Origin of the sequence: Enterobacter sp. V89_11 (assembly GCF_029967775.1) — a bacterium.
Classification (GTDB): domain Bacteria; phylum Pseudomonadota; class Gammaproteobacteria; order Enterobacterales; family Enterobacteriaceae; genus Enterobacter; species Enterobacter ludwigii.
The window spans coordinates 25,788-39,814 of record NZ_JASCAN010000009.1 but is presented as its reverse complement, the minus strand read 5'-3'; the positions used below and the strand labels follow the sequence as shown (position 1 = coordinate 39,814).

13 protein-coding genes are annotated in these 14,027 nt (G+C 52.5%); 1 reads left to right on the top strand and 12 read right to left on the bottom strand.

Going from position 1 to position 14,027, the window contains the following annotated elements; genetic code table 11:
* Window positions 1-136: 136 nt before the first annotated feature.
* The 6 genes from cheW to flhD all read right to left on the bottom strand — a co-directional run bounded on the left by cheW (window position 137) and on the right by flhD (window position 5,566).
* Complete coding sequence (cheW, locus tag QLG09_RS09130) at window positions 137-640, bottom strand: chemotaxis protein CheW (protein ID WP_014170674.1); 504 nt, start codon at window positions 638-640, stop codon at window positions 137-139.
* 19 nt (window positions 641-659) lie between these two features.
* On the bottom strand, window positions 660-2,693 hold the full coding sequence (cheA, locus tag QLG09_RS09125) for a chemotaxis protein CheA (protein ID WP_014170675.1): 2,034 nt from the start codon (window positions 2,691-2,693) through the stop codon (window positions 660-662).
* A gap of 4 nt (window positions 2,694-2,697) precedes the next feature.
* The gene (gene motB, locus QLG09_RS09120; RefSeq protein ID WP_014170676.1) at window positions 2,698-3,627 is read right to left on the bottom strand and encodes a flagellar motor protein MotB; all 930 of its coding nucleotides are present in this window, start codon (window positions 3,625-3,627) and stop codon (window positions 2,698-2,700) included.
* Window positions 3,624-4,511, bottom strand: a complete 888-nt coding sequence (gene motA, locus QLG09_RS09115) for a flagellar motor stator protein MotA (RefSeq protein ID WP_008500417.1) — start codon at window positions 4,509-4,511, stop codon at window positions 3,624-3,626. Before motA ends, motB begins: the two co-directional genes overlap by 4 nt.
* A gap of 123 nt (window positions 4,512-4,634) precedes the next feature.
* Window positions 4,635-5,213 (bottom strand): flagellar transcriptional regulator FlhC, encoded by a 579-nt coding sequence (flhC, locus tag QLG09_RS09110; protein ID WP_014170677.1) that lies wholly within the window; start codon window positions 5,211-5,213, stop codon window positions 4,635-4,637.
* Between the two features lie 2 nt (window positions 5,214-5,215).
* Window positions 5,216-5,566 (bottom strand): flagellar transcriptional regulator FlhD, encoded by a 351-nt coding sequence (gene flhD, locus QLG09_RS09105; RefSeq protein WP_020883374.1) that lies wholly within the window; start codon window positions 5,564-5,566, stop codon window positions 5,216-5,218.
* 796 nt (window positions 5,567-6,362) lie between these two features.
* Here flhD and uspC point away from each other — a divergent pair.
* A complete protein-coding gene (uspC, locus tag QLG09_RS09100) occupies window positions 6,363-6,791 on the top strand; it encodes a universal stress protein UspC (RefSeq protein WP_014170679.1) in 429 nt (142 codons plus the stop codon).
* A gap of 15 nt (window positions 6,792-6,806) precedes the next feature.
* On the opposite strand, the gene otsA is transcribed toward uspC, so the two are convergent.
* The 6 genes from otsA to QLG09_RS09070 all read right to left on the bottom strand — a co-directional run bounded on the left by otsA (window position 6,807) and on the right by QLG09_RS09070 (window position 13,630).
* Entirely contained in the window at window positions 6,807-8,231 is a 1,425-nt protein-coding gene (otsA, locus tag QLG09_RS09095) for an alpha,alpha-trehalose-phosphate synthase (RefSeq protein ID WP_282488845.1), read from the bottom strand.
* Window positions 8,206-9,009: a trehalose-phosphatase gene (gene otsB, locus QLG09_RS09090; RefSeq protein WP_014170681.1), complete on the bottom strand. Its 804-nt coding sequence runs from the start codon at window positions 9,007-9,009 to the stop codon at window positions 8,206-8,208. The genes otsA and otsB overlap by 26 nt, the downstream gene beginning before the upstream one ends.
* Before the next feature lie 176 nt (window positions 9,010-9,185).
* On the bottom strand, window positions 9,186-10,166 hold the full coding sequence (gene araH / locus QLG09_RS09085; protein WP_014884358.1) for an arabinose ABC transporter permease AraH: 981 nt from the start codon (window positions 10,164-10,166) through the stop codon (window positions 9,186-9,188).
* A 14-nt stretch (window positions 10,167-10,180) separates the two neighbouring features.
* The gene (araG, locus tag QLG09_RS09080) at window positions 10,181-11,695 is read right to left on the bottom strand and encodes an L-arabinose ABC transporter ATP-binding protein AraG (protein ID WP_282488844.1); all 1,515 of its coding nucleotides are present in this window, start codon (window positions 11,693-11,695) and stop codon (window positions 10,181-10,183) included.
* A 71-nt stretch (window positions 11,696-11,766) separates the two neighbouring features.
* Window positions 11,767-12,756: an arabinose ABC transporter substrate-binding protein AraF gene (gene araF, locus QLG09_RS09075; protein ID WP_020883371.1), complete on the bottom strand. Its 990-nt coding sequence runs from the start codon at window positions 12,754-12,756 to the stop codon at window positions 11,767-11,769.
* Window positions 12,757-13,072: 316 nt separating this feature from the next.
* Window positions 13,073-13,630, bottom strand: coding sequence for a DJ-1 family glyoxalase III (locus QLG09_RS09070; RefSeq protein ID WP_049023835.1), 558 nt, complete (start codon window positions 13,628-13,630; stop codon window positions 13,073-13,075).
* Window positions 13,631-14,027 lie beyond the last annotated feature (397 nt).

The window sequence follows — 14,027 nt, the reverse complement described above, 5'->3', positions numbered from 1 at the left end:
TGCAGTAAGTGAATAAGATAAGGGGGCTGCAATAGCCCCCTTAATACGTTCACCGCAGCGGGCGAATCAGATAACCGAAATGCCCGACTGAACGAAACGGTTCCACGAAAGCCTCACAGAACCGTTTAGAGAAACATTACGCCACGTGATTCGCCGCGATATCCAGCAGCGCCATCTCATCACTGTTCAGCAGCTTCTCAATATTCACCAGAATCAGCATACGCTCACCCAGCGCTCCCAGCCCCGTCAGATACTCGGTAGACAGCGTGACCGCAAACTCCGGTGCCGGACGGATTTGATCGGACGTCAGGGACAGCACATCAGATACGCCATCCACCACGATCCCAACCACGCGCTGCCCCAGATTCAGGACAATCACCACGGTGTTCTCGTTATAGTCCACGTCGCCCTGGCTGAACTTCACGCGCAGGTCAACGATAGGTACAATCACGCCGCGCAGGTTGGTGACACCTTTAATAAAGGCAGGCGTGTTCGCGATGCGGGTAACCTGGTCGTAACCACGAATTTCCTGCACTTTCAGGATATCGATGCCGTACTCCTCATCGCCTAAAGTGAATACCAGGAATTCCTGCCCTGATGGCTCGCCCGCCAGTTTCGTTACATTACTCATACCGGTCATGTTATTACCTTCTACTTAATCAGGCGGCTGTGTACGCCACACGTTGTTCACGATTTAATCCCTGAAGCGCCGACACATCAACGATCAGCGCCACGCTACCGTCACCCAGAATAGTGGCGGCAGAAATACCTGGCACTTTGCGGTAGTTGCTTTCGAGGTTCTTCACGACCACCTGGTGCTGGCCAATCAGCTGATCAACCAGCAGCGCGTAGCGTCGACCCGCACTTTGCAGGATCACCACGATCCCCTGCGTGGCCTCGGTTTTCGCGCCATCCACTTCGAACACTTTCCACAATTCGACCAGCGGCAGGTACTCACCGCGCACTTCAAGAACGCGCTCGCCACCCGCCAGCGGATGCAGATCTTCTTCACGCGGCTGCAGCGATTCCATCACCGCGTTCAGCGGCAGAATAAAGACTTCGTCCGCCACTTTCACCGACATGCCGTCGAGGATTGCCAGCGTCAGCGGCAGCAGGATACGAATGGTGGTGCCGGAACCTTGTTTAGACTTGATCTCAACGTGGCCGCCCATCTCCTGAATGTTACGCTTCACCACGTCCATTCCCACGCCGCGGCCGGAAACGTCCGTCACCTGCTCTGCGGTCGAGAAGCCTGGCGCGAAGATCAGCATGCCCACTTCTTCGTCAGTCATGTTTTCGTTGACCGCCATTCCCTGCGAAATGGCTTTCGCCAGAATGCGCTCACGGTTCAGGCCCGCACCGTCATCGGTCACTTCGATGCAGATGTTCCCGCCCTGGTGTTCGGCGGAGAGGATCAGATTCCCGACCGGGGATTTTCCGGCGGCAATGCGGTTTTCCGGCAGTTCGATACCGTGGTCGAGGCTGTTACGCACCAGGTGCGTTAACGGATCGATAATGCGTTCGATCAGGCTTTTATCCAGCTCGGTGGAGCTGCCCATCAGCGTCAGTTCAATCTGTTTATTCAGTTTGCTGGCCAGGTCACGCACCAGACGCGGGAAGCGGCTGAAGACATATTCCATCGGCATCATACGGATGGACATCACCGATTCCTGCAGGTCGCGGGCATTACGTTGCAACTGCCCCATGCTGGTGATCAGATCGCCGTGGGTCACCGGATCCAGTTCGTTAGACCGCTGTGCCAGCATCGACTGGGTAATCACCAGTTCACCCACCAGGTTAATCAGCTGGTCAACTTTCTCGACGGCGACACGGATGCTGGTGGATTCACTGGAACGCGCGGCCGGTTTGTCACCACGGCCTGGCGCGGCAGCATCTTTTGGCACCGCTTTCAATACCGGCGCCGCAGGCGCAACGGCAGGCGCGGCCGCCTGAGGAACAACCGCCACCTCTTCCACTGCCGCTGGCACGTCAACCGCCGCCGTTTCGGTTTCAAACGCGATCTGGTCGGCTTCGATAACAAAGCACAGGACCGCCACGATATCGTCCTGGCTGATCCCCTCTTCCAGCGTCGCACTCAGGCTGTCTTTGCCTTTCACCACGTTGCTTAATTTCGCCAGGTTACTCAGCTCTTCTTCAAGCAGGTCAACTTCGTTCTCTTTGAGGCGAGACAGCACCACGCGCACTTTACTCGCAGCGGCGGCCGGGGCCGCCTCTTGTGCGGTAACGGCATCGACAACGCTCAGTTTGGCTGCCGGAACAACGGCTGCGGCTGCGTCACCTTTGGCTTCCAGCGCGAGCTGGCGCAGCGCATTGCAGATGTATTCAAAGCTGGCGGCATCAGGCTCTGCCGAGCTTTTATAGGCGTCGAGCTGTTCCTGCATAATATCTTTGGTTTCCAAAAACAGGTTGATAATGTCGGTATTGAGCTGCATCTCACCGCGTCGTGCTTCATCCAGCAGGTTTTCCATTAAATGGGTCGTTTCCTGCAGGATGGTAAATCCAAACGTTCCGGCTCCGCCTTTAATCGAGTGCGCCGCACGGAAGATGGCATTGAGCTGCTCGGAGTCCGGTGCTTCAGGCACCAAATCCAGCAAGTGTTGCTCCATATCGGCCAACAATTCGTCGGCTTCATCAAAGAATGTCTGGTAAAAATCGCTAATATCCATGCTCACGCTATCACCTCGGATTGGCTGGTGGCGATGTTGGAACGGCAGCCGAAGGAACGGCCCCAGGCTGTTTTAAATCGTCCAGTGACTCATTCTGACTTTCGGCGTTTTCGTGCAGGATGGCCTGCTCCGCCTGCTGGTTCAGCACTAAAAGACTGATACGACGGTTGATGGCGTCATCCGGCCCGCGGTCAGTGACACGCATGGTTGATGCCATGCCGACCACGCGCAGTACCTTGCCATCATCAAGCCCACCTGCCACCAGCTCGCGACGCGAGGCGTTGGCACGATCGGCAGAAAGCTCCCAGTTGCTGTATCCCTTCTCACCCGTGGCGTACGGGAAGTCATCCGTGTGTCCAGACAGGCTGATACGGTTAGGAATACCGTTCAGCACTGGCGCAATGCCGCGCAAAATGTCGCGCATGTATGGCTCAACTTCCGCGCTGCCCGTTTTGAACATCGGGCGGTTCTGGCTATCAATAATCTGTATACGTAAACCTTCCTGCACCAGATCGATCTTCAGGTGTGGTCGCAGGGCACGCAGTTTAGGATCCGCCTCAATCAGCTGATCGAGATCGCCGCGCAGTTTCTTCAGGCGCGCTTGCTCCATGCGTTTTTTCAGCTCGTCGATGTTCGGCTCTTTCTTCACCTCACCCTTCTGCTGGGTGTAATCATCGCCGCCGCCAGGGATCGGGCTGTCGCTGTTAGAGATTCGCTGCCCACCGGTCACGGCAGTCGCCAGCGGCGTTCGGAAATACTCGGCAATCTGGATCAACTCTTTCGGGCTGGAGATGGAGATGAGCCACATCACCAGAAAGAATGCCATCATTGCGGTCATAAAATCGGCGTACGCGATTTTCCAGGAGCCATGCGCGCCGTGCCCATGCCCCTTGTGCTTGCGTTTTTTTACGATGACGATCGGATGGGACTGATTTTTCATGCGTCCTCAGTTGTCGTCTGTTGGTTTGGGTTTTTCACCGCACGCACGTGTTCTTCAAGCTCGATAAACGACGGGCGCTCGCTGGAATAAAGCGTTTTACGGCCGAATTCAACTGCGATAGGTGGCGCATAACCGTTGAGGTTAGAGAGCAGCGTGATCTTCACGCACTGCATCATTTTGGTCGTTTCCGCGCTCTTCTGACGCAGAACGCTGGCCAGCGGAGAGATAAAACCATACGCCAGCAAAATACCGAGGAAGGTGCCCACCATCGCATGCGCAATCAGCGCGCCCAGCTCTGCCGCAGGACGATCCGCCGAGGCCAGCGCGTGTACCACGCCCATCACCGCCGCGACGATACCGAACGCAGGGAGGGAATCGCCCACCAGCGCCAGGCTGTTTGCCGGCACTTCGGATTCGCTTTCATGCGTTTCAATCTCTTCGTCCATCAGCGCTTCGATTTCGAAGGTGTTCATGTTGCCGCTGATGATCAGTCGCAGATAATCGACGATGAAATCCAGCATCATTGCGTCTGCGAGAATGCGCGGGTAGCTGGCAAAAATTTCGCTCTCTTTCGGGTTTTCAATATCCCGCTCAAGCGAGAACATGCCCTGCTGACGCGACTTCGCCATCAGACGATAGAGCAGCGCAAGCAGATCCATATACATGCTTTTGGTGTATTTAGAGCGACGGAACAGCAGTGGAATAGCTTTCAGCGTGCCCTTGATCGATTTACCGTTATTACCAACGATAAAAGCCCCTACCCCTGCGCCGCCGATGATAATAAGTTCAGCCGGTTGATAGAGTGCTCCAAGGTGCCCGCCGGTCATCATGTAACCGCCGAAAACTGTACCGAGAACTACCAGGTAACCTAATAAGATAAGCACGACATCATCCTTCCGCTAGTGACTATGGCAAGGATGTTCAGTTCGCAGCGTTTACCGTTTGCGGGGTAAAAAAAAGCAGCGGTAATTGCTTACCGCTGCTGGAATCTTGCCCACACGTTCGGGTTAAACAGCTTGTTCGATCTGTTCATCCAGCAGTTGTGGAATAATATCGGCAGCTTCCCGGGAAAGTTTACGTCTTTTTACTGCTCGGGATGGAGGCTGGCATAAACTACAGGCGAAGCTGCCTGCAGGCTGATGCGCATGGGTAATAAAATTGCCATCGCAGCAGTTACAGCGCGACAGCTCAAGCATTCCGCTTTCAACAAAACGCACCAGCGTCCATGCGCGGGTGAGCGCCAGCAAAGGACCCTCGTCCTGCTGCGGGCATTGTTCAAGGTAAAGTTTATACGCTTTGATCACGGCATCAACGCCGCTACACAAACCGGTTTTGAGAAGATACTGCCAGGCATTACAGAACATGGAGGCATGAATGTTCTGTTCCCAGGTCATAAACCAGTCCGTTGAAAACGGCAGCATTCCTTTCGGCGGGGGACTACCACGTAACTCTTTATACAATTTGATGAGGCGACCACGACTCAGCTGAGTCTCGCTTTCCAGCATTTGTAAACGAGCACCGAGCGTAATCAGCTCCATTGCTAACTGTATGTCACGCGCTTCCTGAACAATGCTTTTCTCGCTCATTGCTAGGCCCTTTTCTTACGGGCTGCGTCATCAGGCTGGCTGATTTCGGTAAGCAAGCGAGTGGAAAGAAGAATACCGGTATGGATCTGTTGAAGATCGTCAACACGGGAATCCTGCGTCAGACGCGTGATAGTCTGAGGATTGTCAAAACGGAACTGGCAAACCAGTTGGTTTGTTTCCGCCAGTTTAACCATTTGAGGAAGGGTTAACCCACCCAGCATGGTTGCCATTTCTTCATTAATACCCAGACGAAACATCGCGGACGCCTTGTCCTGACTAATCAAACGCTGCGCGAGCAGTAAATACGACAAATTGATGTCATAGATATGTTTTAGCAACTCGGATGTATGCATTGTTCCCATCCCGAATAACCAACTATTATTTTTATGCGGAAAGACCGCACCCCGTGATGTCGCCGGGAAATCACCCGGTATAAAAAAGAAAAGGCTAAATGCATAGTCGAATTTAGGTTTGTATTCATTGAAACGCGCAACAGCTGAAACGCGGTTACGTCTCTTACACGTTTTATCATTTCTTACAAATAACTAAGATTTTTCCTAATTCGACGCAAACTCTACTCGTCAGTTTTGACACATACAATGCAGCCACCCCCAAATTTAAAAAAAATGTGATCTACGTCACACAATTTAAGTGAATATCTCCCATAAATCCATCAGTATGACTTGTAAATTGGTTGTTTTTTGAACGATCGACACTGTTTTCTATTCTTTATGGGCGAATACTCATGCAGGAGTATGAGCAGAAGTGGCATGACATGTGCTGTTCGAAACGTGTCAGCGACCGAATGCGCGTCACAGCGAATCCATCGTAAGGTCACATTTTCATTACCTATAAAAAACATGTAGTTATGCAAAACGCCCATAACAATTGTTTCACATGGTAATCATTAGAAATGTGTTTATAACGCGTTAAAACGATTTAACACCGGAAACGTAAAAAAGTGTGATTCAGGTTAAGTTGTTAATTTTTTTCATTTAGGCACGTTTTGCCGTTATTCTTCTTATAAGAATAATTAATGAATAATTATGATTAGCTTCACACTTATGTCGTATTCACCTCTTGCAGATCCGGTGAAATCGCGGTAATGGTGACTAAGACGCTGTCTTTCAGACACCTAAGGAGTGCGTTATGAGTTACTCCCATCTTCTTGTTTCTGTTGCGGTTTCGCCCGAAAGCCATGAACTCATCGCCCGGGCGGTTTCCATTGCCAGACCGCATAATGCCCGTATCAGCCTGATCACCCTCGCGGCCGAGCCTGAGATGTATAATCAACTGGCTGCCCCCATGCTGGAAGATATTCGTGAGGTATTACAGGAAGAAACGCAGCAATTTATGCGAGAGCTGGTAGAAAAGGCGCAATATCCTATTTATGACACCATTATTGCGACAGGGGAGCTTAATGCGCATATTCTCAGCATATGCAGTAAGCAGAATATTGATTTAGTAATATGCGGGAATCATAACCACAGCTTTTTTTCTCGCGCAGCCTGTGCGGCGAAATCGATTGTGGCGTCAAGCCAGGTGGATGTGTTGTTAGTGCCTCTTGGGGGTCGTTAAACCCCCAGAGGAAAATCAGGCGAGTTTAGGGAATGTCGCGATCTTTTTTTGCAGGTGGCCTTCATTACTCTGCGGGGCAATATCACGAAGATCGCGAATAAAACGCGCCTGCCAGTGGTTAATATCGTTCTTACGGATCGTTTCCATCATCTCGGCATGGCGGGAAATACGCTCCGTGAGCGGCATCGTCAGCGCACGGTTGAGGGCATTCGCCACGTCGTCACGATCGTAAGGGTTGACGATAAGCGCAGACGTCAATTCATTGGCGGCCCCGGCAAACTGGGAAAGCACCAGCACACCCGGATCGGCGGGGTCCTGGGCGGCGACGTACTCTTTCGCGACCAGGTTCATCCCGTCCCGCAATGGCGTAACCAGCCCGACATCCGCATAGCGGAACACTTTCATCAGGATCTTACGGTCAAAATGTTGATTGAGATAAAACAGTGGCGTCCAGCCCAACTGACCGTAGCGGCCATTAATGCGCCCTGCTTCCGTCTCCAGCTGGTGACGAATATCCTGATAAGCCTGCACTTCACCGCGCGAGGTGGGCGCTATCTGCGTATAGCGGATTTTACCGTGATGCTGCGGGTACTTCTCCAGCAACGTTTCATACGCCAGGAAACGTTCCGGCAGCCCTTTGGAATAATCAAGACGTTCCACCGAGAAGATATTCTTCACGTGCTTGAGTTCATTCTTAAGCTGCGCCAGTTTGGGCGGCAGCGGACCGGAAGCCTGCTCGGCAATCTCTTCAGGTTCAATACCGATGGGATACACTTCAGTGTGGAATGTCTTGCCCCAGGCCGTATGGGTTTTCCCCCCTTTGGTCACCACTCGCGTTTTGCCGGACACAGAATCGAGGAACGCAAGTCGATCATTCTCGGTCTGGAAGCCCAGCAGATCGTAGTCACACAGCGCATCCAGCAACTCTTCATGCGGCGGCAGCGCGGTAAAGATTTCCGGCGTCGGGAACGGAATATGCAGGAAAAAACCAATCCGGTTATTCACTCCCCTTTTACGCAACTCTCTGGCGAAGGGCAGCAGGTGATAATCGTGGATCCATAAAATATCGTCTTCCTCGATTAAAAGCAGCAGTTTATCCGCCAGCAGCGAATTCACCCGCGTGTAGCCTTCAAAGGACTCGCGCTGGAATTTAACCAGATCCAGACGATAGTGAAACGCTGGCCACAGCACAGCATTGGAGAACTGCGAGTAATACTCGTCATAATCTTTTTCGTTTAACGCAAACGACGCCCACGTAATATTTCCGCGCGTCACTTTCTTGAGCGGTTTCTGTTCTTCACTGATTTCACCATTCCAGCCAAACCACAGCCCACCGGCGGCTTTTAAGGCACCTAATACCCCAACCGCCAGGCCACCTGCACTGGATTTTTTATCATCAGGCGGTGCAATTCGGTTAGAGACGACGACTAAGCGACCCATAATGGTTTCCCCCTTTGTTTTGCGCTATTTGTTGTTGTTGCTGGTTAGCGATGTCAGATATCCACTGCCAGACGCTGGCGACATCCGCCAGACGCCATTCGGCGACAGTCTCACCAGGCCCGACCTTGATGGCGATCCCTCCGGCCTGATTCACCACACGAAACCCTGCCTCATCGGTCAGGTCATCCCCAATAAAAACGGGCGTCCTGCCGTTAAAAGGCGGTGTCGCCATAAACGCCGCAATCGCCGCGCCTTTATTGATCCCTTTAGGTTTAAGCTCCACCACGCATTTACCCGGCTGCAGCGCCAGCTCCGGATGTGCATTTGCTATAGCGGTCGCAAGCGCAAGCACAGCCGCTTCGTGCTGCGGCGCCTGGCGATAATGCAGGGCAAAGGCCATCCCTTTGGCTTCAAGCTCCGTACCGGGCAGTTCTGCCAGCGCAGACGAGAGTTGTACCTGTAGCGCCTGGATTAATGCGTCGGGGAGTGAAACGATATGCGTTTGATCATGGATGTCGCGGCGCTCCGCTCCGTGTACACCGGCCAGCGGAAAGCGATAAGGCCTGGCAAGCTGGTCCAGTTCGGCCATCGAGCGCCCTGATATCAATGCCACTGCTCCCTCAGTCATCTGCGAGAGCTGATGCAACTTCTGAAGAACCGTGGCGGGGATCGCCACCAGGTCAGGATGCGGCTTTATCTCGGCGAGCGTACCGTCGAGATCAAAAAAGAAAGCATAGTGTCCGGGCAGTACAGGCGGTGCAGTTAACAAGTCAGCCACCCTATTCCTCCTTACGGTTTACGAGAGGTAAACGCCTTTACCTCTTTCATAGCCATGTAAGTATAGACAGTGTGACGTCGCTCGCCATTTGACAACCGCCTCGCCAGCAAAACTGGCGAGGCGGTTCGGGGGTCAGCTAAGGTTATTAGTTGAGCAATATAAAGATAGGAAAAACCTCAGACGGTGCGCTTCGCTTTTTGCTTGTAACGGTCGAATATCACCGCTGCCAGCAGGATCAGGCCACGAACGACGTACTGAGAGAACGGCGAAATATTGAGCAGGTTCATGGCGTTCTCTACCGTCCCCAGGATCAGGATACCGGCCACCACATATGAGATTTTTCCGATGCCGCCTTTCAGGGAAACGCCCCCCAAAACACAGGCTGAAATGACGATCAGCTCATAACCAATAGAGGTCATTGGCTGGCCACTGGTCATTCGCGACGCCAGAATAATCCCTGCGGCTGCAGAGACCAGCCCGGAGAGAACAAAGATAATAATCTTGGTACGCACCACCGGCACACCGGCCAGACGTGCGGCTTCTTCATTGCCCCCGATAGCCAGAGTATTACGGCCAAACGTGGTCCGGTTGAGCAGGAACCCGAACAGGATAAGACAGGCCACGGTCAGCCAGATTGGCGCTGGCAGCCCCAGCCAGTTAGCGTAACCGAGGGTAAAGAAGCGCTCGTCTTCAATCCCCACCGCTTTACCGTCAGAGATGATATAGGCAAGACCTCGCACAATTTGCATGGTCGCAAGCGTTGTGATCAGGGCGTTAATCTTCAGACGAGCAATGACAAAGCCGTTCACCAGACCGCTGAGCACGCCCAGTAACAGACCCGCCAGCACGCCAATCCACAGGCTCTCCGTCATGTTGATTACCACAGCCGTGGTGACACCGGCACAGGCAATAACCGAGGCCACCGACAGGTCAAAATCGCCCGAGGCCAGACAGAACAGCATACCGCAGGCCACCATGCCGGACATGGAAATAGCCAGCCCCAGCCCTTTCATATTAATAAAGGTGGCAAAATTAGGAACGAAGATCGCACAGGCGACAAACAGGGCGGCAAAGACCACCAGCATGCCGTACTGATCCCAGATTCGGCCAAAACTGAACGCCGACTTTGGCGCTCCGGATGTAGTAACAGAGGACATCATTAACTCCTTACTCAGGCGACAGCCTGGCTGACTTTAGGCATGGCGAGATTCAACGCCTGTTGTTCATTCGCCTGTTCATGAAGCAATTCACCGGCAATTTCACCTTCACGCATGACGACAATGCGATCGGCGACGCCAAGCACTTCAGGCAGATCGCTGGAGGCGAAAAGCACCGCCACGCCGCGTTTTGCCAGTTCATAGATCACGTTATAAATCTCGTGTTTTGCCCCCACATCGATACCGCGCGTTGGCTCGTCCAGTAAAATGACCTTCATATCCTCCGATAGCCAGCGGCCCAGAATGGCCTTCTGCTGGTTGCCCCCGGAAAGATTCATGATCAGCTGTTCCGGTCCCGGCGTTTTGATATTGAGTGAACGAATGTGGTGATCGGCATTGCTCGATTCCCAGCTATCGTTGATCAGGCATCCTGCGCGGATAAATTTGCGACGGGCGGAGATATTGATGTTGTCACGCACCGAATGCACCGGAATAATCCCCTCCGCTTTGCGATCTTCCGGGCAGAGCATCATGCCTGCCTTAATCGCGTGGGCGGGCTTCTGAATATCCACCGGTGCGCCGTCAATAGACACCACGCCTTCGGTAATGCGCGTGCCGCCGAACAACCCTTTCATTAATTCGCTACGCCCTGCGCCCACCAGGCCGAACAGCCCGACGATTTCACCGCTGCGTACCGATAACGAAACCGGCATGCGTACTCCCGGCGCTTTTACATTATCCAGTCGCAGGCGTTCAGGGCCGTACTCACGCGGTTTCCAGTGGTAAATGTCCCCCAGATCGCGTCCGACCATCGCCTGGACAAGCTGGTCATGGTTCACCTGCGCCATATCGCTAAAGGTGCGCACATAGCGGCCATCTTTAAACACGGTGATGGCGTCACTCAGGGCAAATATCTCTTCCATACGGTGCGAAACATACAAAATCGTGCGGCCTTCCTGGCGTAACTCCCGGATCACGCGGAACAGGTTTTCGATTTCACGTGCGGAAAGCGAACTGGTGGGTTCATCAAAGGCAATAATTCTGGCGTTACGCGCCAGAGCCTTGGCAATTTCAACCATCTGCCATTGGCCGATGGAGAGGTATTTCAGCGGCGTCTGAGGATCGACGTCCAGCCCAAGATGTTTAAGCTGCAGCCCTGCTTCATAATTAAGTAGCGAACGATTAACCACGCCGCTTTTGTGCGGGAGCTGCCCTAAATAGATATTCTCGGCCACGGTCATCTCTGGGATCAGGTGCAGTTCCTGATAGATGATGGCCACCCCGGCATTTAGCGCCGCCGTGGTATCAGCGAAAGCCACCTCTTCGCCACGAATGGCCAATGTGCCGGTCGTAGGGGAATAGTTGCCGCTGAGGATTTTCAACAGCGTGGATTTCCCCGCGCCGTTTTCACCCATCAGGGCATGAACCTGGCCGGGATAGCAGTCGAAACTGATATCGGTCAGCGCGTTAACACCGGGGAACGTTTTCCCGATGCCGCGAAATGAGAGATACGGATCAGACTGTCGCATAACGTCTCCGTGATTCCTGTAGTGTGTACGTCTGGCCCCTCATGGTGAATGAGGGGCGCAATCACAGCGTATTACTTACCGCCCAGTCCTTTTTTCGCCAGTTCCTCTTTGAAGTTGTCGCGGGTAATCAGCACCACGTCGGTCACTTCAGTAAATTTCGGCGGTTCAGCCCCTTTGGTCACCCAGTTGTAGAGCATTTCACTGGATTTGTAGCCGTGTACGTCCGGGCTTGGCAGCAGAGAGCCGTAGAAGCCGGTCGCCTGCGCTTTGGACAGTTCGCTGACGGCGTCAACGCCGTTGATACCGATACCGATCACATCCGGAGCTTTAAAGCCCTGACCTTCTGTCGCACGCACGCCACCCAGCACGGTGTTGTCGTTCATACCGACCACCAGCCAGTGTTTAACTTCCGGGTGTTGAACCAGCATTGAGTTCGCGGCGTCGAACGCGCCGGGGATATCGTTGGATTTGGTAGGCACTTTATAGATCTGTTTTTCCGGGAAGCCGGCGGCTTTCAGAGCGTCCATGGAGCCGGTAGTACGACGACGTGCAGTATCCAGCTCATCAGCCGTGATGGCCATGACGCCCGTCTCTTTTACATCCCAGCCGCGCTTTTGCATCTCTTTGTAGAGTTCCTGACCCTGGCGCTCACCAATTTTGGTCGCGGCCATCATTACCAGCGGCACGGTGTCCATTGGCTTGCCTTTGGCATTGACGAACTGATCGTCAACGGCAATAACCTTCATGTCGTAACCGCGCGCTTTAGCCGCAATTGCCGACCCCAGTTTTGGATCGGGTGTACAGATAACGAAACCTTTCGCACCGCTGGCCGCCAGGCTGTCGATGGCGTTCAGGGTTTTTTCACCGTCAGGGACGGCGATTTTAATGACGTCAAAACCTAAATCTTTTCCGGCTTTATCGGCGAATTTCCACTCAGTCTGGAACCACGGCTCTTCTGGCTGTTTTACCAAAAAACCGAGTTTTAAATTCTCTGCGATAGCGGATTGTGACATAACAGCAGCCAGACCAACGGCCGCCAGCGCTTTAGTAAATTTGTGCATGGTAAACTCCAGCTTTAGCATTCTTTTCTGTAGGGAATATTTGCGTGCTTCTTATTTAATCGGACTTAAAACAAGGCATTAGCGCTTACCTCGTCATAAGCGTTATTGCTGGTGATAGTTTTAGCGGGAAATTAATCATCCATAAGAGAGCGCCATCACACCGCAGAATTACAGTAATTGCGTACATAAATTCAGCGGAAAATGACATAAAAACGGCAGGAATTGTCGGACAAATGAAACGGGGTTAAGCAGAATTATCCATAAGATCAGCTAAGAAGTCCCTGAGCGCCGGACGCTCTAGCATCCGGCGGGAAATTTACCAGGCGTAATAGATGTGGTCAGCGTGATCGCGAACGGGCGTTTCGTCACCCAACAGTCGAGCAGCCAGGGCCAGCGCAAAGTCAAAAGCATGACCAAGACCTTTGCCGCTGAGCAGGTTTTTATCCTGAACGACCGGTGCATCCACATATTCACCGTCTTTTACCGTCTCCCATAAATCCCCGGAGCAGACGTAGCGACGCCCCCGAAGCAGCCCATTTCCCCCCAGCACGCGCGCCGCTGCTGAACAAATAGGGCAAATCAGTTTTCCGCGCGCGTCATGTGCAGAAATAAAACGGATAACCTGCGGATCCGCGGCCAGATTTGCGCTGCCCTGCGGTCCCCCGGGTAGAACAATCGCATCGTAAAGCGAATCACGGCGTTCTGATAAGGTGCTGTCTGCCACCATGGGAATGTTATGGTAACTGACCACTGCACGCGACTGCGCGCAGGCCAGAGTTTCCACGTCGATGTTCAGCCGGCGCAAAATATCAATGGTGATAATCGCCTCTGCTTCCTCAAAACCGGGTGCCAACAGCACCGCAACCTTTGCCATCATAGACCTCAATGATTGAAACAAGATAAAATAGTGTTTCATTTTTACATAATCATTAAGAACAATCTTGCACAGCGATCACACACTCGCCTTTTTGCGATAAATTGATTTAGCGCAATTTTATTCCTCAAAATATATCCTGATTGATTGATCTGTTTTTCACATCGTCACAGAAGATTCTGTTGCCTTAATATTTTCACTCTTGAAAAAACGAGACAAACAATACACAAACACATAAAAATCAATCAGTTATTAATGTGTTAATTTATATCCACCTGTTTTCATTTCTGTACTATATTAAATTTTGTAATGTATGGTAAACACAGCCTAATTAAGAGTTTTCTTAGACAGAATACAAGGGTATGCTTATTTATATCGAACACAGGAAGTGAATATT